This is a genomic window from Pseudomonas sp. PHC1 (genome assembly GCF_046487845.1).
Classification (GTDB): domain Bacteria; phylum Pseudomonadota; class Gammaproteobacteria; order Pseudomonadales; family Pseudomonadaceae; genus Aquipseudomonas; species Aquipseudomonas sputi.
On sequence record NZ_JBJXHJ010000033.1, the window covers coordinates 1 to 21,959 of the forward strand.

14 protein-coding genes are annotated in these 21,959 nt (G+C 60.0%); 12 read left to right on the top strand and 2 right to left on the bottom strand.

The window, feature by feature from the left end:
* The first annotated feature begins 173 nt into the window (after window positions 1–173).
* The 6 genes from recC to ACKJSM_RS27075 all read left to right on the top strand — a co-directional run bounded on the left by recC (window position 174) and on the right by ACKJSM_RS27075 (window position 11,875).
* Complete coding sequence (gene recC, locus ACKJSM_RS27050; protein WP_410239371.1) at window positions 174–3,626, top strand: exodeoxyribonuclease V subunit gamma; 3,453 nt, start codon at window positions 174–176, stop codon at window positions 3,624–3,626.
* A complete protein-coding gene (gene recB / locus ACKJSM_RS27055; RefSeq protein ID WP_410239372.1) occupies window positions 3,623–7,312 on the top strand; it encodes an exodeoxyribonuclease V subunit beta in 3,690 nt (1,229 codons plus the stop codon). The genes recC and recB overlap by 4 nt, the downstream gene beginning before the upstream one ends.
* Window positions 7,309–9,411, top strand: a complete 2,103-nt coding sequence (gene recD, locus ACKJSM_RS27060) for an exodeoxyribonuclease V subunit alpha (protein ID WP_410239373.1) — start codon at window positions 7,309–7,311, stop codon at window positions 9,409–9,411. The genes recB and recD overlap by 4 nt, the downstream gene beginning before the upstream one ends.
* Before the next feature lie 124 nt (window positions 9,412–9,535).
* Complete coding sequence (locus ACKJSM_RS27065; RefSeq protein WP_236182764.1) at window positions 9,536–10,111, top strand: YfiR family protein; 576 nt, start codon at window positions 9,536–9,538, stop codon at window positions 10,109–10,111.
* Window positions 10,108–11,376, top strand: a complete 1,269-nt coding sequence (locus ACKJSM_RS27070; RefSeq protein WP_410239374.1) for a diguanylate cyclase domain-containing protein — start codon at window positions 10,108–10,110, stop codon at window positions 11,374–11,376. Before ACKJSM_RS27065 ends, ACKJSM_RS27070 begins: the two co-directional genes overlap by 4 nt.
* A gap of 52 nt (window positions 11,377–11,428) precedes the next feature.
* Window positions 11,429–11,875: an OmpA family protein gene (locus ACKJSM_RS27075; protein ID WP_410239392.1), complete on the top strand. Its 447-nt coding sequence runs from the start codon at window positions 11,429–11,431 to the stop codon at window positions 11,873–11,875.
* Here the strand turns inward: ACKJSM_RS27075 and ACKJSM_RS27080 are convergent.
* On the bottom strand, window positions 11,872–12,819 hold the full coding sequence (locus ACKJSM_RS27080; RefSeq protein ID WP_236182761.1) for a LysR family transcriptional regulator: 948 nt from the start codon (window positions 12,817–12,819) through the stop codon (window positions 11,872–11,874). The genes ACKJSM_RS27075 and ACKJSM_RS27080 overlap by 4 nt on opposite strands.
* A gap of 149 nt (window positions 12,820–12,968) precedes the next feature.
* Here ACKJSM_RS27080 and ACKJSM_RS27085 point away from each other — a divergent pair, with 149 nt between their 5' ends.
* Window positions 12,969–14,495, top strand: a complete 1,527-nt coding sequence (locus ACKJSM_RS27085; RefSeq protein WP_339486053.1) for a CoA-acylating methylmalonate-semialdehyde dehydrogenase — start codon at window positions 12,969–12,971, stop codon at window positions 14,493–14,495.
* Between the two features lie 9 nt (window positions 14,496–14,504).
* Window positions 14,505–15,392: a 3-hydroxyisobutyrate dehydrogenase gene (mmsB, locus tag ACKJSM_RS27090; RefSeq protein ID WP_339486051.1), complete on the top strand. Its 888-nt coding sequence runs from the start codon at window positions 14,505–14,507 to the stop codon at window positions 15,390–15,392.
* A 94-nt stretch (window positions 15,393–15,486) separates the two neighbouring features.
* Here the strand turns inward: mmsB and ACKJSM_RS27095 are convergent, their stop codons facing one another.
* Window positions 15,487–15,831 carry a cupin domain-containing protein gene (locus tag ACKJSM_RS27095; protein ID WP_007953863.1) on the bottom strand — a complete coding sequence of 115 codons (345 nt, stop codon included), beginning with the start codon at window positions 15,829–15,831 and terminating at the stop codon, window positions 15,487–15,489.
* 641 nt (window positions 15,832–16,472) lie between these two features.
* Here ACKJSM_RS27095 and ACKJSM_RS27100 point away from each other — a divergent pair.
* Genes ACKJSM_RS27100 through rfbB form a run of 4 tightly spaced genes read left to right on the top strand, consistent with a single transcriptional unit; the run spans window position 16,473 to window position 21,956 of the window.
* Window positions 16,473–17,372 (top strand): acyltransferase, encoded by a 900-nt coding sequence (locus ACKJSM_RS27100; protein ID WP_410239375.1) that lies wholly within the window; start codon window positions 16,473–16,475, stop codon window positions 17,370–17,372.
* A complete protein-coding gene (locus ACKJSM_RS27105) occupies window positions 17,369–18,619 on the top strand; it encodes a hypothetical protein (protein WP_410239376.1) in 1,251 nt (416 codons plus the stop codon). The genes ACKJSM_RS27100 and ACKJSM_RS27105 overlap by 4 nt, the downstream gene beginning before the upstream one ends.
* A 22-nt stretch (window positions 18,620–18,641) precedes the next feature.
* Entirely contained in the window at window positions 18,642–20,819 is a 2,178-nt protein-coding gene (locus ACKJSM_RS27110; RefSeq protein ID WP_410239377.1) for a prenyltransferase/squalene oxidase repeat-containing protein, read from the top strand.
* 54 nt (window positions 20,820–20,873) lie between these two features.
* On the top strand, window positions 20,874–21,956 hold the full coding sequence (rfbB, locus tag ACKJSM_RS27115; protein WP_410239378.1) for a dTDP-glucose 4,6-dehydratase: 1,083 nt from the start codon (window positions 20,874–20,876) through the stop codon (window positions 21,954–21,956).
* Window positions 21,957–21,959 lie beyond the last annotated feature (3 nt).

The window sequence follows — 21,959 nt, forward strand, 5'->3', positions numbered from 1 at the left end:
GAGTAGGTCATCGTCAAGATTAAATTCCGAAACCCCAATTGCGAAAGCAGTTGGGGTTTTGTTTTGTCCGCAGGAAAGTTCTTACAGCATTCTCAGCCGCCTTGCGGCTGTCCTCGCCTGCCGACAATGCTAAGGTTCAGCCCTAGCTTTTGTACTTTTCCAAGGAAGCCTTCATGCCGGACACCCAGTCCCTCAATGCTGCATTCATGGTCGTTCAGAGCAACAGCCTGGATGAATTACGCAGCCTTGTGATCAGCATCATGCGGCGCTATCCACTGGCACCCTTGGAGAATGAAATTGCGCTCGTGCAGAGCAACGGCATCGCTCAATGGCTCAAGCTGGCCCTGGCTGAAGATCCTGGAGCAGACGACTTAGGCGGCTGTGGTATCGCCGCCGCAATTGATGTGCAACTGCCGGGCAGTTTCATGTGGCAGCTTTACCGGATGGTGCTGGGACGAGAGGAAATTCCGGCAAAATCGCTACTCGACAAGGCACCGTTGACCTGGCGTTTGATGCGCCTGCTGCCACAGGTGATCACCAAACCGCACTTCGAGCCGCTACAACGCTTCCTCACCCATGACACCGATTTGCGCAAGCGTTACCAGTTGTCCGAACGCCTGGCTGACCTCTTCGACCAATATCAGGTCTACCGTGCTGATTGGCTTGAGGATTGGGCGGAGGGGCATCATCAGCTCCGCAATGTGAGAGGTGAAGCGAAACCGCTTCCTCCCACAAGTTGCTGGCAGGCAGAGTTGTGGCGCTCCCTGCTGGACGATGTGGGCGAGCAAGGCATGGCCCAAAGTCGGGCGGGCGTGCACCAGCGATTCATGGAACGCATCAACAGTCTTGAAAGCGCACCGACCGGACTTCCTCAGCGAGTGATCGTCTTTGGAATTTCCTCGTTGCCCGCCCAGGTGCTGGAAGCATTGGCAGGGCTTTCCCGTTTCAGCCAGGTTCTACTGTGCGTACATAATCCCTGTCGTTATCACTGGGCCGATATCGTTGCCGACAAGGATCTCTTGCGGCATCAGTACAAGCGGCAGTCCCGAAAAAGCGGCATGCCCTTGGTGCTGGATTCGGAATCACTCCACCAACATGCTCATCCGCTTCTCGCAGCATGGGGCAAGCAAGGTCGTGATTACATAAATCTGCTCGACAGTTACGACGAACCGGATAGCTATCGCGCAGCATTTCGCAACGGACGTATCGATCTGTTCAGCGAAACCCAGCCGGAGAACATGCTTAATCAGTTACAGGACGACATTCTGGAGCTGCGGCCGCTAAGCGAAACTCGAGCGCTCTGGCCGGCAGTCGATCTGACTCAGGACGATTCGATCCGCTTTCACGTTGCCCACAGCGCCCAGCGCGAAGTGGAGATTCTTCACGATCAGCTTCTTGCCCGCTTCAGTGCGGACCCTCAATTACGCCCTCGCGATGTGATCGTGATGGTGCCTGATATCGATAGTTATGCGCCGCATATCCGCGCCGTATTTGGGCAGCTTGATCGTCATGATCCACGCTTCATTCCCTTCACCATGGCCGATCAGGGCCAGCGCGGACGGGATCCATTACTGATCGCTGTCGAACACCTGCTCAAGCTGCCGGAAAGTCGTTTCCCGGTTAGTGAAATCCTCGATTTGCTAGATGTTCCTGCGTTACGCGCAAGGTTTGGCGTGCAGGAGCGAGACTTGTCGACTCTGCACCGCTGGATCGAAGGTGCCGGTGTGCGTTGGGGCATTGATGCCGGGCAACGGGCCGAGCTGGGATTACCCGACGAACTGGAGCAAAACAGTTGGCGCTTCGGCCTGCGTCGAATGTTGCTCGGTTATGCGGTCGGCAGTTCCGGCTCCTATGGGAATATCGAACCCTTCGATGAAATCGGTGGTCTCGATGCCGCGTTGATTGGGCCATTGGTAGCGTTGCTGGATGCACTGGAGCTTTCGCATCAGCAACTGATGAAACCCGCCCAACCACAGGAATGGGGACATCGGCTTCAGGCGTTGATGCAACTGTTTTTCAAGCCTGAAGATGAGCATGACGACTACCTGTTGGCTCAACTCGAAGAGTTGCGCGAAACCTGGCTGGAAACCTGCGAGGCAGTCGGTCTGCTGGACGAGCTGCCACTGACTGTCGTCCGTGAGGCCTGGCTGGCGGGGCTGGATCAGGGGCGTCTGTCTCAACGCTTCCTGGCCGGAGCCGTGAATTTTTGCACGCTGATGCCAATGCGCGCGATTCCGTTCAGACTGGTTTGTCTGTTAGGCATGAACGATGGCGATTATCCTCGCGCTCAACCGCCGCTGGACTTCGATCTCATGGGCAGCGATTACCGGCCGGGAGATCGTTCCCGTCGTGAGGATGATCGTTATCTTCTGCTAGAGGCGCTCTTGTCCGCCCGCCATCAGCTCTACATCAGTTGGGTGGGCCGCAGCATTCGCGACAACAGTGACCGGCCAGCCTCTGTGTTGATCGGCCAGTTGCGCGATCATCTCGCCAATGGATGGCGATCGGTCGACGAAAACGAAGATCTCCTGATTGCCATGACTCAGGAGCATCCCTTGCAGCCATTCAGTTCGCGCTATTTCCATGAGGAAGACAAACTCTTCAGCTACGCCAGCGAGTGGCAGGTGCTGCATCAACCTGACGAACGGAATGACGTCGCAACCATGCTTGCTCCACATGTCCAGGAGGAGCCGCTGAGTCTGGAGATGCTGCAGGACTTTCTGCGTAGTCCGGTTCGACACTTTTTCACTCAGCGACTCAAGGTTTACTTCGAAGCAGTGCAGATACCTCAGGCTGACGAGGAGCCCTTTGTACTGGATGCATTGCAGCGATACATGCTCAGCGACAGCTTGCTCGAGGCAGCCTTGAGATGCCCGGACAATGTTGGTCAGGCACTCGAGTCTCAAGCCCGGCGCCTGCAGAACAGCGGACTGTTGCCTATGGCGGGATTTGGTGAATGTCTTCAGCGAGAACTGATCGAACCTTTGCCAGACTTGTTGCAACGATATCAACAGCTGTTGGCGTTATGGCCGACGCCACTGACCAACGCGCTACCGATCAATTTTGAATGGCAGGAACTGCGCCTCGAAGGATGGCTGGGCGGTTTGCACCGGCGCGCCGATGGCGGCGTACTCTCGGTTACGACGATTCCCAACAGCATAGGCTCGATCAAGAGCCGCAAATGGCATCGCATGACCAAGTCATGGGTCAGCCACCTAGTCGCGTGTGCCAGTGGGCTTTCCCTGACGACCGCACTGGTGGCCAGTGATGACACCCTCCTTCTTGAACCTCTGGAACGAGCCCGAGCGGGGCGAATTCTTGAGGATCTGCTGCTCGCCTGGCAGACGGGCATGCGCCAGCCACTACCGGTCGCGGTGAAAACGGCTTTTGCATGGCTGGCTCAGACCGATGCGGTCAAGGCTGAAGCGGCTGCCCGTAAAGCCTATGAGGGGGATGGTCAGACCAGCGAAGGTGAACGTCGCGAAAGCCCGGCCCTGGCCCGACAGTTCCCCGACTACGATGCACTGCAGGCGGATGAAACCTTCTCCGGTTGGTGTGATGCGCTGTATCGCCCGTTGCTTGAGGCGCCGTGGCGCTCGTGGACACCCGAGGAGGCAGGCGCATGAGCAATCAACAGCCGCTAGCGCTGGCATTTCCGTTAAGGGGCAGCCAACTGATCGAAGCCAGTGCGGGCACTGGCAAGACGTTTACCATTTCAGCGCTGTATCTGCGGTTGATACTCGGCCACGGAGGCGAGGCAAGTGGTTTCGGTCGTGAGCTGTTGCCCCCGCAGGTTCTCGTGGTGACTTTCACCGACGCGGCCACCAAAGAGTTGCGTGAGCGCATTCGCACGCGTCTGGCCGAGGCCGCGCGTTTCTTCCGTGACGAGACACCGCCCCCGGATGCGTTGATCGATGAATTGCGTGCACAGTTCGATCCGCAACAATGGCCGGGTTGCGCGAACCGTTTGGATATCGCCGCGCAATGGATGGACGAAGCCGCCGTCTCGACGATCCACAGTTGGTGTCAGCGAATGCTGCGCGAGCATGCATTCGACAGCGGCAGTCTGTTTACCCAGACCCTGGAAACCGATCACAGCGACCTGCTTGGTGAAGTGCTGCGAGATTACTGGCGGCTGTTCTGCTATCCGATGCAGGGCGATGCGTTGAGCTGGGTCCGCAGTCACTGGGGAGGGCCGGCAGCCCTGTTGCCGCGTGTGCGAGGGCTGTTTGGCACTGAGCGCGAAGGGGACTCAGACAAGACGCCGTCCGAACTGATCGAAGAATGCCTGCATGAACGCCGTGCGGCATTGGTGGAGTTGAAGAGGCCATGGCGGCAGTGGTCCGATGAGCTGCTCGCCATCTGCCATCAGGGCGTCGCCAATAAAACCGTGGACGGACGCAAGATGCAGGCTCGCTATTTCGAACCATGGTTCGAAAAGCTCAAGGCCTGGGCTGAGGACGAGACGCTCGAACAACTGGATATCGGCACCGGGTTCGCCCGGCTCACGCCGGATGGTATGGCGGAAGCCTGGAAAGGCGAGCCGCCGAGTCATCCGGGCCTGAATGCCATGCCCGCGCTCAAGTCGAGTCTCGACAATTTGCCGACGCCCGATGCGGCCGTGCTGCAGCATGCTGCCAAATGGGTCGGTGCCCGTTTTGAAGACGAGAAACGCCGTCGGGCCGAAATGGGTTTTGACGACATGCTGTTGCGGCTGGATGCGGCTTTGCAATCTGACGGTGGGGAACGTCTGGCCACGCTCATTCGCGAGCAGTTCCCGGTCGCTCTGATCGATGAGTTCCAGGACACGGACCCGGTGCAATACCGGATCTTCGAAAGCATCTATCGCATTGAAGAGGATAACCCCGAGACCGGTTTGTTTCTGATCGGGGATCCGAAGCAGGCGATCTATGCCTTCCGTGGCGCGGACATCTACACCTATCTGCGAGCCCGGCAGGCCACAACCGGGCGCCTGCATACCCTGGGCACCAACTTCCGTTCCAGTCACGGGATGGTCAGTGCGGTCAACCATGTGTTCGAGCGTGCAGAGTCCCGTGAGCAAGGGCGCGGGGCGTTTTTGTTTCGAGAGAGAAACGGCGATAACCCGGTGCCGTTCCTGCCTGTGGAGGCGCAGGGGCGTAAAGAACGTTTGCAGGTATCCGGGCAGGACGTATCGGCGCTGAATATCTGGCATCTATCTACCGACAAGCCACTGTCTGGCGCGGTTTACCGACAGCAGTTGGCGGCGGCCTGCGCCAGTGAGATCACGACCCTGCTTAATGGCGGGCAAACCGGTCGCGCCGGGTTTGCGCAGGAGGGCAAGGATTGGCGTGGGCTGCGGCCAGCGGACATTGCGATCCTGGTGCGCGATGGTAAAGAGGCGCAGTCGATACGCGGTGAGCTCGCAGCGCGCGGAGTCCGCAGCGTTTATCTGTCGGACAAGGACTCGGTTTTTGCCGCTCAGGAAGCCCATGATCTGCTTTCGTGGCTCAAGGCGTGCGCCGAGCCGGATGTTGAACGCTCCCTCAAAGCGGCGTTGGCGTGCATCACACTGAATCTGCCACTGGCTGAGCTGGAGCGTCTGAATCAGGACGAACTGGTTTGGGAAAACCGGGTAATGCAGTTCCGTGGTTATCGTGAGCTCTGGCGCAAGCAAGGGGTGCTGCCGATGTTGCGGCGCCTGCTGCATGACTTTCAACTACCGCAGATGCTCATCGCCCGCAGTGATGGTGAGCGGGTGCTGACCAACCTGTTGCACCTGTCGGAGTTGTTGCAACAGGCCGCGTCGGAGCTCGATGGTGAGCAGGCACTGATCCGCCACCTGGCCGAGCATCTGGCGCTGTCCGGTCAGGCAGGTGAAGAGCAGATCCTGCGTCTTGAAAGCGACGAGCAACTGGTCAAGGTCGTGACCATTCACAAGTCAAAGGGGCTTGAGTACCCGTTGGTGTTCCTGCCTTTTATCTGCTCGGCGAAACCGCTGGATGGCAGTCGATTGCCGCTGCACTACCACGATGAATCCGGCAAGGCTCGCATCAGCCTGAAGCCCGACGCGGAACTGATCGCCTTGGCGGACAACGAACGCCTGGCAGAGGATCTGCGCTTGCTCTACGTCGCGCTGACCCGCGCACAGCATGCATGCTGGCTCGGGGTCACGGATCTCAAGCGCGGCAACCACAGCAGTTCGGTTCTGCACCTTTCTGCGCTGGGCTATCTGTTGGGTGGCGGCACGAGTTTGAATGAGTCCAGCGGATTGGCTCGCTGGCTGGACGATCTGCAACAGGATTGTTCGGCGCTGAGCGTTGTTGAAATGCCAGAGGCTACCAACGAGGTTTACAAGCCCCCGCGTAACGAGGCCAAGCTACGCGCCACGTTATTGCCGAGCCGCAGGGCCAGCGAGAACTGGTGGATCGCGTCGTACAGTGCCTTGCGTATCAGTGACGTGCTGAGCGTCGGCAATGACGAAGCTCCCGACAGTCCGCAAGCGCAAAAACTGTTCGATGACGAACGCCTGGATCCTGAAGCACCACGCGAGATCATCGCCGGCGGGGCAGACATTCACCGCTTCCCTCGTGGACCGAATCCGGGAACGTTTCTTCACGGTTTGCTGGAGTGGGCAGGTGAGGAGGGTTTCGCGGTCACGCGCGAGTCGTTGAATGATGCGATTGCCCGACGTTGCAATCGACGTGGCTGGGAAGGCTGGATCACCACCCTCTGCGACTGGTTGCAACATTTGCTCAGACTGCCGCTGCCTGCAGGGCATGATCAACCGCCGGTGGTTCTTGAGCAATTGAAGCAGTATCGGGTCGAGATGGAGTTCTGGTTCGCCAGCCACAAAGTCGACGTGCTCAAGCTCGATGAACAGGTACGTCAATTTACCCACAACGGTGTTGCCCGGGTTGGCGCCGAAGCGGTGCAACTCAATGGCATGTTCAAAGGTTTTATCGACCTGACGTTCGAGCACGAGGGGCGCTACTACGTCGCCGATTACAAATCCAACTGGCTGGGTGTCGATGACGCTGCGTATACCGAGCGGGCCATGGAGCAGTCGATTCTCGACAATCGTTACGACCTGCAATACGTGCTGTACCTGTTGGCCTTGCATCGTCAGCTCAAGGCGCGGCTCGTCGATTACGACTACGACCGGCATATCGGCGGCGCGTTGTATCTGTTCCTGCGTGGAACACGGGCGCCTGGTGGTGGGGTTTACTTCGCACGCCCACCACGGGAGTTGATCGAGCGTCTGGACCTCATGTTCCAGGGCAAACCGCAATCCAGGGCCGAGCCTGTGTGGGAACAGGGAGAACTGCTATGAATCGGACAATCGCCGACCTGCTGCCTACGCCGCTGACCGCCGGCAGCCTGGCTCAGCTGACACCTCTCACCTGTGCCGATGATCTGCTGCTGTTGCTCACCCGCTGGGTCGAGCGCGGTTGGCTGCGGGCACTGGACAAGGCGTTCGTGGCCTTTCTTCATGAATTGGCACCCGATGTCGATCCGCTGGTGTTGCTCGCCGCCGCCTTGACCAGTCACCAGCTCGGGCACGGCCATGTTTGCCTGGACCTGTTCGAAACCCTTAAGGCGCCGGATTTCGCCCTGTCCCTGCCTCCAGAGGGGGATACACAACCCGGCGTGTTGCTGCTGCCATCGCAGATACTCGAAACCCTCGACGGGGCTCACTGGTGCAAGGTGCTGGCCGGCAGTTCGCTGGTGGCGCTGGCCGCCGACGACGGTACGTCGGCGCAGGAGCGTCCGCTGGTGTTGTCCGGCAAGCGCTTGTACTTGCGGCGCTATTGGGCCTACGAGCGGCGTATCGACAGCGCACTGCGTCAGCGCCTCGCAGAGCAGGAAGCGACACCGCCCGACCTTGCACGGCGGCTGGAGGCGCTGTTTGATCCAGCGCAGCGTGTGGATGTCATTGACTGGCAGAAACTCGCCTGCGCCCTGGCCACCCGAAGTGCCTTCAGCATCATCACGGGAGGCCCCGGCACTGGCAAAACAACAACGGTGGTCCGTCTGCTGGCGTTGCTCCAGGCACCTGCGGTCGAGGCGCATCAACCATTGCGCATCAGGCTCGCGGCGCCTACCGGGAAAGCGGCGGCGCGGTTGACCGAGTCCATCAGTCAGCAGGTGCAATCGCTGAAGGTCGCTGAAGGCGTGCGGGAAAAAATTCCGACCGAAGTGACAACGGTGCACCGCTTGCTCGGCAGTCGTCCTGGAACTCGCCACTTTCGTCATCATGCCGGTAACCGTCTGCCTCTGGACGTACTGGTGGTCGATGAAGCGTCCATGATCGACCTGGAAATGATGGCCAACTTGCTCGATGCCTTACCGCCTCATGCCCGGTTGGTGTTGCTGGGCGACAAGGATCAGTTGGCCTCGGTGGAAGCCGGCGCGGTGCTGGGAGATTTGTGCCGTGATGCCGAAGCCGGTTGGTACAGTCCACAGACCCGCCAGTGGCTGGAAGCGGTGAGCGGCGAATCCCTGCAGGACAGCGGTTTGCACGAAGGCAGTGACGGCTCGCACCCGCTGGCCCAGCAAGTGGTGATGCTGCGTCATTCGCGGCGTTTCGGTGAGGGCAGCGGCATCGGTCAACTGGCTCGCCGAGTGAATCAGCAACTACCGGACGAGGCTCGTCAGCTGCTGAATGCCAAAACTCATGGCGATGTGTTTTCGTTGCCACTTCAGAACGAGCACGACCGGAAACTGGAGCATCTTGTGCTCGAGGGACATGGCGAAGGTCCCAACGGGTATCGACATTATTTGAGCGTCTTGCGCGATCGACGCCCGGCAAACGGAACGCCGCTCGAGCATCCGGGTTGGGTCGATTGGGCGCGTGACGTCTTGCGGGCCTTCGATACCTTCCAGTTGTTGTGTGCAGTACGCAAGGGGCCGTGGGGTGTGGAGGGGCTGAATCAGCGCATCACCGAAGCATTGCTCAAGGCGCGGCTGATCGAGAGCGACCAGCAATGGTACGAAGGCCGGCCAGTGCTGATGACCCGAAACGACTACGGTCTGGGACTGATGAATGGCGATATCGGTATCGCCCTGAAATTGCCCGAGCGCGATGGCCCGGATGCCGGTAAGTCAGTGTTGCGCGTGGCGTTCCCGCGTAACGACGGGCGTGGTGGGGTGCGATTCGTGTTGCCGAGCCGGCTCAATGATGTCGAAACCGTGTACGCGATGACTGTGCACAAGTCACAGGGCTCGGAGTTTGCCCATACCGCGCTGATCCTGCCGGACGCCCTGAACCCCGTGTTAACCAAGGAACTGATCTACACCGGAATTACCCGGGCCAAGGACTGGTTCACTTTGATCGAACCCCGCAGTGGCGTATTTGAAGAGGCAGTACAACGCAAGGTGAAGCGCTTGAGCGGACTGATGCTGGAACTCGAAGAAGCAGGGGCGCCTTGAGGATGAAGTTGCCTGGATGACCGCCGATTATTGACCGACCAGTCAGAGGTCGCTGTATCGCTGGTGTTCCAACGCTGTGCTATCGTTGCGGCATCATTTCGTAACGATCCAAGAGAATCCCCGCATGAAGGTGGCTGTCTGGGCGACAGAGCGCGTAGTTGTCTGCAAGCAGGCATTGCTTGCCGTTGTACTCTGTTTGCTCACGGGTGTGGCCGCTGCCCAGACTCAAGCCTCAGCGGGTATGGCTGAACAACGCGCCAAATCCGTTACTCAGGTGGTTCTCGGTATCCTCAGTTACGCGCGCTGGCCGGTCGAGCCGGCGCAGTTGCGTCTGTGCATCGTTGGTCCGACCGAGTACACCGACGATCTGGTCAAGGGCACGACCCAGTCCACCGGTCGTCCGGTTATCGTGCGCCGACTGTTGGCCGATAATCCGGCCATCGTCAGCGAGTGCGACGCGGTCTATATCGGCAAACTCACCACAGACGAACGCAGCCGGTTGTTCGCATCCCTGATCGGCCATCCGGTGCTGAGCATCAGTGAAGGCGGCGATCAGTGCACGGTTGGCAGCTTGTTCTGCCTGCGGGTCGGTGATGAACAAGTGTCGTTCGAGGTCAATCTCGACTCCGTTGCCCGCAGCGGTGTGCGCATTCATCCCAGCGTGCTGCAGTTGTCGCGCCGCAAACCGGCGGTGCCATGAGAGGCGACAAATCCACTGGGCGTCCGACCCTGGGCTCGGTCATCGGCCGTGGCAACCTGATTGTGGCGCTGGTCGCCGTGGCAATGGCCAGTGTGTCGCTGACGCTGCTTGGGGTGCTGGCGCTGCGAGTCTATGCCGATCACAACCTGCACCTGATCGCCCGCTCGATCAGTTACACCGTGGAGGCCGCCGTGGTGTTCAACGACAAGGCCGCCGCGACCGAAGCGCTGGCGTTGATCGCCTCGACCGAAGAAGTGGCGGATGTCCAGGTGCTGGACACTCAGGGTCAGTTGCTCGCGCGTTGGCAGCGCCCGGAGAACGGCCTGTTTTCCGAACTGGAGATGAAGATCGCGCGAGTCATTCTGGAAAAACCCATCAACCTGCCGATCCAGCATCAGGATCACGAAATCGGCCGTATCTTGCTGATCGGCCATGGCGGCAGCCTGATGCGGTTTCTGTTGAGCGGTCTGGCGGGCATCATTCTTTGCATGGCAATCAGTGCCTGGGTCGCGCTTTACCTGGCGCAACGTCAGTTGCGCAGGATCATCGGCCCGTTGCACAGCCTGGCGGCCGTGGCGCATGCGGCTCGCAGCGAACGGGCACTGGATCGACGGGTGCCGCGGGCGAAGATTGCCGAGCTGGACAACCTCGGCACCGACTTCAATGCCCTGCTCGATGAACTCGAATCCTGGCAAACCCACTTGCAAAGCGAAAACGAAACCCTCGCCCATCAGGCCAGTCATGACAGCCTCACCGGATTGCCGAACCGGGCCTTTTTCGAAGGCCGCCTGATCCGGGCCCTGCGCAATGCCCACAAGTCGAATGAGCAAGTGGCGGTGCTGTTTCTCGACAGCGATCGCTTCAAGGACATCAACGACAACTTCGGTCATGCCGCTGGCGATGCCGTGCTGATGGCGGTGGCGAGTCGGGTGCGGGCGCAGTTGCGTGAAGAAGATCTGGTGGCACGTCTGGGTGGGGATGAGTTCGCCGTTCTGCTGACGCCCTTGCACAAGACCGAAGACGCCGAGCGCATTGCCGACAAGATCCTCGCCAGCATGGACATCCCGATTGCGCTTCCGGGCGACGGCAGTGTCGTGACTTCGCTCAGTATCGGCATCGCGGTTTACCCCGATCATGGTGCCACGCCCGGCACCTTGCTCGATGCGGCGGATGCTGCGATGTATCAAGCCAAGCGTTTGTCGCGCGGCGCCCAATTCACGGCTGGGTCGGAGCACCCGGTCGATCCCGTTCAAACCAGGAGCTGATGCCGTGTTCTCACTTTCCATTCGCCTGTTTTCCACTCTGTTGCTGACAGCCATGCTGACCCTGACCGGTTGCCAGACCGCACCACAAAAAGGCCTGACGCCGGCTCAGGTCGCGGTCCTCAAGCAGCAAGGCTTCGAGTTGACCGATGACGGCTGGGAGTTCGGTCTGTCGGGCAAAGTGTTGTTTGGCAGCGATGTCGAAAGCCTGAACCAGCAAAGTACCGAAATCGTCGAGCGTATCGGCCAAGCGCTGGTGGGTGTCGGCATCGAACGGGTACGCGTGGATGGCCACACCGACGCCTCGGGCAAGGAAACCTACAACCAGCAGCTGTCACTGCGTCGTGCGAAAAGCGTCGGCAAAGTGCTGACCTCGGTCGGCATGAAAGAAGAGAACATCCAGTTGCAAGGCCTCGGCAGCCGCGAACCGGTCGCCTCCAACGACACCGCCGCCGGCCGCACCGAAAACCGCCGGGTGTCGATCGTGGTCAGCGCCGATTAATCGGCGAACTGCATTTCGCGGGTCTCTCCCATCAACAGACCCTGATTGCGCTCGGTCACCTCACGGATGTAATCCCACAACAGGGTGATCCGCTTAAGCTTGCGCAGATCCTCCCGGCAGTACATCCAGAACTGCCGGGTGATGTCGATTTCCTCCGGCAACACCGGCAACAGGCGCGGGTCCTGGGCCGCGAGGAAGCACGGCAGAATCGCCAATGAGCGCCCCTGCTGCGCCGCCACGAACTGTGCGATCACGCTGGTGCTGCGCAAATTGGCGCTGGCGCCGGGCAACACGTTCGCCAGATACAGCAGCTCCGAGCTGAACGCCAGGTCATCCACGTAACTGATGAATTGATGCTTGCCCAGGTCGGCGGGGCGGCGGATCGGCGGGTGCTTGTCCAGGTATTGCTGAGTCGCGTAGAGCTGCAAGCGGTAGTCGCAGAGTTTGCAGCACACGTACGGACCGTGTTCCGGGCGTTCGAGGGCGATGACGATGTCGGCCTCGCGTTTGGACAGGCTGATGAAGTGCGGCAGCGGCAGGATGTCCACCGAGATCGCCGGGTACGCGTCGACGAAATGGCTCAACTGCGGGGTGATGAAGAAGCTGCCGAATCCTTCGGTGCAGCCCATGCGCACATGCCCGGACAGCGCGACGCCAGAGCCTGACACCTGCTCGCAGGCCATGTGCAATGTGCTTTCGATCGACTCGGCATAACTCAGCAGGCGCTGGCCTTCGGCAGTCAGCACGAAACCGCTGGTGCGCGACTTTTCGAACAGCAACGTGCCGAGCGCCGCTTCCAGCGAACTGATCCGCCGAGACACGGTGGTGTAGTCCACCGCCAGGCGTTTGGCCGCCGTGCTGGCCTTGCGGGTACGGGCGACTTCGAGGAAAAACTTGAGGTCGTCCCAGTTCAGCGAGCCGAGAGAGGTGATGTTTTTTTGCATGATGGACGGGCTTATATGTGCGTTCTTATTAGAAGTTTGCACATCTATACTCCAAAAACAGTCCGACAACCAATTCGTGACACACGCCTCATCTCAAGGCGAACCTTTCGCCTTGGCTCCTAAGATAAAAACAAGTTCTGGAGACCAGCATGAACGCATCGCTTACGCCCAACGAAACCACGATCCAGAAGGTCAAGCTGCTGATCGACGGCGAGTGGGTCGAGTCGCAGACCACCGAGTGGCACGACATCGTCAACCCGGCGACCCAACAGGTTCTGGCCAAGGTTCCGTTCGCCACTGCCGCTGAAGTCGACGCCGCTGTCAGCGCCGCCCAGCGCGCCTTCCAGACCTGGAAGCTGACCCCGATCGGCGCACGCATGCGCATCATGCTCAAGCTGCAAGCGCTGATCCGCGAACATTCCAAACGCATCGCCGTGGTGCTGAGCGCCGAGCAGGGCAAGACCATTGCCGATGCCGAGGGCGATATTTTCCGTGGTCTGGAAGTGGTCGAGCACGCCTGCTCCATCGGCAGCCTGCAGATGGGCGAGTTCGCCGAGAACGTCGCCGGCGGCGTCGATACCTACACCCTGCGCCAGCCTATCGGCGTCTGCGCCGGCATCACTCCGTTCAACTTCCCGGCAATGATTCCGCTGTGGATGTTCCCGATGGCCATCGCCTGCGGCAACACCTTCGTGCTCAAGCCCTCCGAACAGGATCCGCTGTCGACCATGCTGCTGGTGGAGCTGGCGATTGAAGCGGGCATTCCGGCCGGTGTTCTGAACGTCGTCCATGGTGGCAAGGACGTGGTCGATGGCCTGTGCACCCACAAGGACATCAAAGCGGTTTCGTTCGTCGGTTCGACCGCTGTCGGCACTCACGTTTATGACCTGGCCGGTAAACACGGCAAACGCGTGCAATCGATGATGGGCGCGAAAAACCATGCGGTGGTGTTGCCGGATGCCAATCGCGAGCAAGCGCTCAATGCGCTGGTCGGTGCCGGTTTCGGTGCGGCCGGTCAGCGTTGCATGGCCACTTCGGTGGTGGTGCTGGTGGGCGCGGCCAAACAGTGGTTGCCGGATCTGAAAGCGCTGGCGCAGAAACTCAAGGTCAACGCCGGCAACGAGCCGGGCACCGATGTCGGCCCGGTCATTTCGAAAAAAGCCAAGGCGCGGATTCTCGATCTGATCGAAAGCGGCATCAAGGAAGGCGCGAAACTCGAGCTGGACGGTCGCGACATCAGTGTGCCGGGCTACGAGAGCGGCAACTTCGTCGGCCCGACCCTGTTCTCCGGGGTCACCACCGACATGCAGATCTACACCCAGGAAATCTTCGGCCCGGTGCTGGTGGTGCTGGAAGTCGACACTCTCGATCAGGCCATCGCGCTGGTCAACGCCAACCCGTTCGGCAACGGCACGGGCCTGTTCACCCAGAGCGGTGCGGCGGCACGCAAATTCCAGACTGAAATCGACGTCGGCCAGGTCGGTATCAACATCCCGATTCCGGTGCCGGTGCCGTTCTTCAGCTTCACCGGCTCACGCGGTTCGAAACTCGGCGACCTCGGCCCGTACGGCAAGCAAGTGGTGCAGTTCTACACCCAGACCAAAACGGTCACGGCGCGCTGGTTCGATGACGACAGCGTCAACGACGGCGTGAACACCACCATCAACCTGCGCTGAGGAATGGCCATGAAAATCGCATTTATCGGTCTGGGCAACATGGGCGCGCCGATGGCGCGCAACCTGATCAAGGCCGGACATTCGCTGAATCTGGTGGACCTGAACCCAACCGTACTGGCGGAACTCGAGCAACTGGGCGGCACCATTCGCGCCTCGGCTCGCGAAGCTGCTGCAGATGCAGAACTGGTGATCACCATGCTCCCGGCTGCGGTGCATGTACGCAGCGTCTGGCTCGGTGAGGACGGCGTGCTCGCCGGGATCGGCAAAGGCGTGCCGGCGGTGGATTGCAGCACGATCGATCCGCAGACGGCGCGCGATGTGGCGGCGGCGGCTGCCAAACAGGGCGTGGCCATGGCCGATGCCCCGGTGTCCGGCGGCACCGGCGGGGCAACGGCCGGCACGCTGACCTTCATGGTCGGCGCCACCCCGGAACTGTTCGCCACTCTGCAACCGGTGCTTGCACAAATGGGCCGCAACATCGTGCATTGCGGTGAGGTCGGCACCGGCCAGATCGCCAAAATCTGCAACAACCTGTTGCTCGCCATTTCGATGGTCGGCGTCAGTGAGGCGATGGCGTTGGGTGATGCTTTGGGGATCGACACTGGCGTACTTGCCGGGATCATCAACAGCTCGACCGGGCGTTGCTGGAGTTCGGAAATGTACAACCCGTGGCCGGGCATCGTCGAAACGGCACCGGCCTCGCGCGGCTACACCGGTGGCTTCGGCGCCGAGCTGATGCTCAAGGATCTGGGGCTGGCTACCGAAGCGGCGCGTCAGGCCCATCAGCCGGTGGTGCTGGGCGCGGTAGCGCAGCAGTTGTATCAGGCGATGAGTCAGCGTGGAGAAGGTGGCAAGGATTTTTCGGCGATCATCAACAGCTATCGCAAGCCGCAGTAACTGTCGTCAGGCCTGTGCTCGCCACAGGTCTGCACATCCAATGCAGCAGGTGTTGCCGGGAAATCACGTCGGGTGGTTTCCCGGCTTTTTTGTTTCAGGCGAACACGAAATATTTACGCACGGTCTCGACCACTTCCCAGGTACCTTTCATGCCCGGCTCGACCACGAAGATGTCGCCGGCACGCAGGTGGATCGGCTCCATGCCGTCCGGGGTGATCACGCAGTAGCCTTCCTGAAAATGGCAGTACTCCCACTTCACGTAGTCCACCCGCCACTTGCCCGGGGTGCAGATCCAGGTGCCCATGATCTTGCTGCCGTCTTCGCTGGTGTAAGCGTTGAGGTTGACGGTGTGTGGGTCGCCCTCGAGCTTTTCCCATTTGCAGGCGTCAAGTACGGGCAGGGGATGGGTGTCGCGCAGAACGGTGATAGGTGCGGGCATGACGGCTCCAGGCCAAAGGGAGTTGGAGTCGTCACCGTAACGTTCGCGGGGGCTGCCGGAATGTCTGGGGTCGACCTCCAGATGCCTGTAAGCGCTGGCGCCAATCTACGCGATACCTGAATGCGCACCATCGCTGTGCATATATGACGGTTTTAGTACAAGCGTGCATCATAAAAGTTCAATCAATTTTTAGACTAAAACGAGATAACCATTCTGACACCTATTGCAAAACAAAATCGTCTGTACTATAACATTCGTACTAAAGAACTATTCCTCACAAGGGAGCTTCACCTGAGTCACGGACAGACTTGAATCGGTTTTTTCTCATCATCGACAACTGACTTGGCCTTTGGCTCAAGTGTGAACTTCTATCTGTTGTTAATGAGTAATGACAGTTGAATGAACTGGACAGTTAATAAGTGGCGCGGACGCAATGTTTCGCGTGCTTTGAGTTGAAGCCTTAAATGAACAGTTAATTAATTATTTGTGCACTGGCGGATTTATATCTGCGGGATGCGCACGCCTATCGGAATGTTATGTGCCCGGCATCAATGGAATGAGGCTTTATTGTGGACGACATAAACGTAATTGAAGTTTCGACGACTGTTGATAGCGCAAGTGAGCTTGGCCGGCACGTCTGGGTGCGTGCCGGCAGTCGCCTGACAAACGTGCAGATCGGCAATGACTGCTTCATTGGTTTCAGATGCGATTTGCAGCACGCCTCTGTCGGCAAATCCAGCATGTTCGCCACCGGTGCCCAGTGCCTGGGGACGGCGCAGTCGCCGGTTCGGATTGCCGAAAACGTCTGGCTGGGCGCCAAGGCCACCGTGGCTGCCGGTGTTTCCATCGGTGCCGGGGCTGTGGTGGCAGCGGGTGCGTTGGTGACAGCGGATGTGCCGCCGGACGCAATCGTCGTCGGTCGCCCGGCGCGGGTCATTGCCCGGCGCACCGTGGTCGAGGACGGCCGGCCGAGCCCGGAACCCGTGCTGGCCAAAGTCCGGGAGCGGGCGCGCCAGGGCTTGCCGTCGATGCTCGATCGCTCCACGCAGTCGGTCGCACGGCTCAAGTCGCTGAATCCCGACACCCTGACCTGGGACATCAGCGACGACGCCCTGATCGATGCCGAATTGCGTGGCGGCGCGTCGGTGGAAATCGCCGGGGACTGCATTCTGATCGGGCGCAGCAGCCGACAGGGCGGCATGTCGCAACTGGGCGGTATCGAATTGGGCACCGGCGTGCGACTGGCTCCCGGTGTGGTTATCGAGGCGGCCGGCGGTGTGTCCGTCGGTGCCTTCAGCGAGTTGTCGGAAGGGGTCACGATCGTGGCCTCCACCCATGATCATTCTTTTCGCTCACTGCCTTGGGAGGAGGCACCGGTGCGCATTGGAAGTCGTTGCGTTATTGGCGAGGGCGCCATCTTGGTAGGTCCACTGAATATTGGTGACGGTGCCGTTATCAAACCGTACTCGGTGGTTATAAGGGATGTATTGGAAAACACTGTGGTTCATGGCGTTGTTCAACTAATGGAGATTCAAGAATGATTTTATTTGCCCCCAATCCAACCGGTTCCGGTCACAACATGCGCGCGCTGTCCATCGCTCAGGCGATTAAAAAACAGCGGCCGGATATGCCATTGACCGTGGCACTGGCTTCCCTGCAGCCGACCTTCACGCCGATGTTCGAAAAGTCCGGCGTTGAAGTAGTGGATATTGCCGGTCGTTTGGTCGATTACTCGAAAAAGAGCAACTTGTCGAAAGAACTCGACTGGAATAATTACATTGGCGGTTATATCGCCAATACGTTTTTGTCCGGCGAGCGGATTCTGTCTTACCTGGCCCTGATCGCCGAATACAAGCCGACCGCTCTGGTGTCCGACTACAACATGGCCGCCTGCCTGGCCGCGATTTTCAGCGGTACGCCGCTGGTGTTCGTCACCGAGCGCTACGACTTCACCCTGTGCCAGCTCGAAGACCATGATCTGGCCGACGGCGGTTTCGAGGTCAACGCGCTGGAAATGGCCCGGGCCCGCACCGCGCTGCACAGCCAGTTCAACTGGATGATCAATCAGAGCCAACTGGTGCTGACCGACAAACCGTATGTGGCTTCCCTCGATCAGGGCACACCGGTGGCCGAAGCGCTGGTCAGCGGCAAGGCGCATTTCGTCGGGCCGATGATCCGCGACATCAATGTGCAGACCGGTTTGAACGTGCGCGAGCAACTGAACCTGGGCGACTCGCCGTTCATTGTCGCCTCGATCAGCGGCACCACGATGTTTGCGCAGAACAAGGACGCGCTGCTCGCCGCCTATCTGGACAGCTTCAAGATCCTGCGCGAGCGCAATCCGGAACTGAAACTGGTGCTGCTGGGCCGTCAGGATATCCAGGCTCAGGACGGCGTCGTCTGCGTGCCGTATTACCCGGACTGGATGGGCCTGCTGCGCGAAGCCAGCCTGCTGATTTCGGCGCCAGGCTGGATCACGGTGACGGAAATCGCCGCACTGCAGATTCCGACGCTGTTCGTGCTGCCGTCCAAGTCCGAGTACCACGAACTCGAGGCGCTGCGCCGTCTCGAGCTGCTGGGTTTCCCGACGCATCTGGGCCACGATCGCGACGCGATCGTCGAACTGATCCAGGGCGAACTGGAAAAAGACACTGACGCTTCGACCTATTACGCACCGCATCAGCAAGTGGCTGCGCCGGATGGCGAAGGTGCCGCCCGCGCCGCGACGTGCATCATCGAGTTGTGCCAGGGCAGCGTTGTGTCGCTGACCGAAAGCAAAGCCGCTTAACCTCAAGGAAGAGGGATTCACCATGTCACTGCATCCGCAGTTTCTATTTGATCAAGGCCTCAAGGACATCGATCACGGCGGTTTTTTCGCCGTGACCGATGCCAGTGGCGAGGTTGCGATTTCCAGCGACAAGCAGTTGCAGGATCAGGTCGCCGCGACGCTTTATCAGGCCGAGCACGGCGACGATGTCGAACTGCGTTTTGCCCATGACGGGCTGATGCGTTTGCATGATGCGTCGAATGGCGGTTTCCACGAACTGGCCGACCGCTACTGGACGCCACACGGTTCCGGACGCTGCCGGACACTGGCGCTGCAACTGGACGCGCTGGCGGCATTGATTGCCTATCAGCGCCGGGTGCCGCAGGACGCGGCGAACAATGCCGCGATCCACGGCCTGCTGGAAAAAGTCGAAGCACTCTATGCCCGTTCCACGGTCGCCGGCCTGTACAGCAGTGATTGGTCGACGCCGCTGGAACTGGCGACCTCGATCGATCTCGACATCAGCGCCACGGCCTTGCTGGCGCGTATCGACAATCAGCCGTTGGGGTTCGGGTTGGTCGGGCACTTGCAGATTCATGCAGAAAACCTGATCGGCCGGGTCGCCGGCAGCGACAGCCAATCCTGTGTCGATGTGGCGCTGACCCGTTGCGGCGTGCGTGCTCAGGTCAGCCTGGTGCTGGCGCAGTTGGCCGATGCACGGGACGACAATGCGTTGTCGAATCTCGCTCGTTCGTTCCTGTTGCAAACCCTGGCACTGTTCCGTGATCCGGCGTACGGCGGGTATTGGGACCGAGTCGGGATCAACGGCAAAGTGCGTTGCGACTGGCACACCTCGTACAAAAATCACGAGTCGCCATTCCCGATCAAGACGGCTTACGACGTGGCGTTGCTGTTGCAGGCGATTCAGGCCTTGCCGTCCGGCGCAAGCGAAGCGGACCGGGCTTCGGTGACGACAGCGTTGCTGGAGTTTCATGACGCTAGCAACGGCGGTCTGTTCATGGGCAAGGGCTATTTCTGGTCGACCCCGGATGACCCGACCGTGCCGTTCATTCGGCAGTTCTGGGCGCCGCCGCGTCAACCGGGGATCTTCAGCATCGGCAACCTGACCTACCTGCCGCTGCACCTCAAAAGCCTGAAAACCCAGCTCGCCGCCGCCCACGCCTTGCAGTCCATCGAGCCGGCCACTGCCCTCACTCATCATGACGATGCAGCGTTGGTAAACCGTGAGCTGCAAGTGATCGATGGCAGTGGCGATGTGCAGCGCATTCACCCCAATGGCGTGCCGACCATCAACGTCGATCTGCAGCGGTATCTGGCGTGGCTGGCCAAGGCCCGGGCGTCGAATGAAACGCCTTACGGGCTGACCGCCGAAACCGCCCCGCTGGGGTTCCGTGCCGACAAGACCTGGCAGGTGTTTTCCGGGTTGCATGTGATTTCGGACTTACACGCTCTGGGCCTGCAAATCGAAAACAAGGCCAGCCTGATCGACTGCATCAGGGCTTCGCAAAACACCGACGGCGGATTTGCCGAACAGCCGGGGCACCTGAGCGATGTGTTCGCCACCTACTGCGCGGTGTTGTCGCTGCGAGTGCTGGGTGCGTTGCCGAACGATATCGGCGGTTGCGTGCGTTACCTGCAAGCGTGTCAGAACTCCGATGGCGGGTTCGGCGATGTACCGGGTTTCGGCTCCGATATTTGGCACACCAACCTGGCGGTGCTGTCGCTGCATGCGCTTGAAGCCAAGGCGCCGGACGAGCAGGGCGTGATGGCTTTTGCTCTGCGCTGCCGTTCGGCCGACGGTGGTTTCGCCAACAAGCCAGGGTATCCGCCGGACGCGTTTTCGGTGTACCGCGTGGTGTCGACGCTGTTCATTCTCAACCGCCGCATCGTCGATGCCGAACAAACCGTCGCCTGGCTGCAAAAGCTGCAACTGGCCAACGGCTCGTTCCATTACCGGCCCGGCAAAGCAGTCAGCCTGGTGGGCACTTACATGGCCATCGCAGCGATGTATCTGCTCGATGCGCAACCGGTTTATCTGCAGGAATCGAAAGACTGGATCGCTGCCCATCAGAAGCAGGACGGTGGATTCGGCCCGCTCAACGCGACTTCGGCAACCACCGACGAAAGCTTCGTCTGCATCCAGACGCTGCTGATTCTCGAGCAAGGGCTGTCGCAATACTGGGTCGCGTTGTTGAACTGACCTGCACACAGCATCGAAGGACGTTCAATCATCATTTTGCCAGGGGAGGCGCTGATGAAAATTTTAGTGACAGGGGGCGCGGGCTTCATTGGCTCGGCCGTGGTGCGGTTTCTGATCGAAGAGACCGAATGTGAAGTGATCAACGTCGACAAACTGACCTACGCCGGCAACCTTGAATCGTTGGCCGATGTGTCCGATTCGCCGCGTTACCGGTTCTGTCAGGTCGACATCTGCGACAAGCCAGCGCTGGACGAACTGTTCGCACGCCTGCAACCGGATGCGGTGATGCACCTGGCCGCCGAGTCCCACGTGGACCGCTCGATCGATGGCCCGCAAGCCTTCATCGAAACCAACATCGTCGGCACCTACACGATGCTCGAAGCGGCGCGTGGTTACTGGAACCGACTGGACGCGGCGCGTCAGGCGGCGTTCCGTTTCCATCATATTTCCACCGACGAAGTGTACGGCGACCTGGAGCCCGACGATCCGGCGTTCACCGAGCGCACGCCGTATGCGCCGAGTTCGCCGTACTCGGCGACCAAGGCCGGTTCCGACCATCTGGTTCGCGCCTGGCATCGTACCTTCGGCCTGCCGGTAGTCATGAGCAATTGCTCGAACAATTACGGGCCGTATCACTTCCCGGAAAAACTGATTCCCCACGTCATTCTCAATGCGCTGCAAGGCAAGCCGTTGCCGGTGTACGGCAATGGCGCGCAGATTCGCGACTGGCTGTTCGTCGAAGATCATGCCCGCGCGCTGTATGCGGTGGTCACCCGCGGTGAGGTCGGTCAGACCTACAACATCGGCGGCCACAACGAGAAGACCAACCTGGAAGTGGTGCACACCCTGTGCGATCTGCTCGAGGCGCGCGGTGCGGAAAAACCGCCGGGCGTTGCGCACTTCCGCGACCTGATCACCTTCGTCAAGGATCGTCCGGGCCACGACAAACGCTATGCCGTCGATGCCGGGAAAATCCACGCGACGCTGGGCTGGACGCCGCAGGAAACCTTCGAGAGCGGCATGCAGAAAACCGTCGACTGGTATCTGGATAACCGCGCCTGGTGGGTGCGGGTGATGTCCGGCGCCTACGCGCTGGAGCGTCTCGGCGAACAACGCGACGAGTCCCTCGTGGCCTGAACA

What these genes read in the sequence shown, in the direction of transcription:
- ACKJSM_RS27065 (WP_236182764.1), top strand. Translation starts at nt 9,536, where the DNA reads ATGAAGGTGGCTGTCTGGGCGACAGAGCGCGTAGTTGTCTGCAAGCAG.
- ACKJSM_RS27080 (WP_236182761.1), bottom strand. Translation starts at nt 12,819, where the DNA reads ATGCAAAAAAACATCACCTCTCTCGGCTCGCTGAACTGGGACGACCTC.
- ACKJSM_RS27075 (WP_410239392.1), top strand. Translation starts at nt 11,429, where the DNA reads ATGCTGACCCTGACCGGTTGCCAGACCGCACCACAAAAAGGCCTGACG.
- ACKJSM_RS27070 (WP_410239374.1), top strand. Translation starts at nt 10,108, where the DNA reads ATGAGAGGCGACAAATCCACTGGGCGTCCGACCCTGGGCTCGGTCATC.
- mmsB (WP_339486051.1), top strand. Translation starts at nt 14,505, where the DNA reads ATGAAAATCGCATTTATCGGTCTGGGCAACATGGGCGCGCCGATGGCG.
- ACKJSM_RS27095 (WP_007953863.1), bottom strand. Translation starts at nt 15,831, where the DNA reads ATGCCCGCACCTATCACCGTTCTGCGCGACACCCATCCCCTGCCCGTA.
- rfbB (WP_410239378.1), top strand. Translation starts at nt 20,874, where the DNA reads ATGAAAATTTTAGTGACAGGGGGCGCGGGCTTCATTGGCTCGGCCGTG.
- ACKJSM_RS27110 (WP_410239377.1), top strand. Translation starts at nt 18,642, where the DNA reads ATGTCACTGCATCCGCAGTTTCTATTTGATCAAGGCCTCAAGGACATC.
- recD (WP_410239373.1), top strand. Translation starts at nt 7,309, where the DNA reads ATGAATCGGACAATCGCCGACCTGCTGCCTACGCCGCTGACCGCCGGC.
- recB (WP_410239372.1), top strand. Translation starts at nt 3,623, where the DNA reads ATGAGCAATCAACAGCCGCTAGCGCTGGCATTTCCGTTAAGGGGCAGC.
- recC (WP_410239371.1), top strand. Translation starts at nt 174, where the DNA reads ATGCCGGACACCCAGTCCCTCAATGCTGCATTCATGGTCGTTCAGAGC.
- ACKJSM_RS27085 (WP_339486053.1), top strand. Translation starts at nt 12,969, where the DNA reads ATGAACGCATCGCTTACGCCCAACGAAACCACGATCCAGAAGGTCAAG.
- ACKJSM_RS27105 (WP_410239376.1), top strand. Translation starts at nt 17,369, where the DNA reads ATGATTTTATTTGCCCCCAATCCAACCGGTTCCGGTCACAACATGCGC.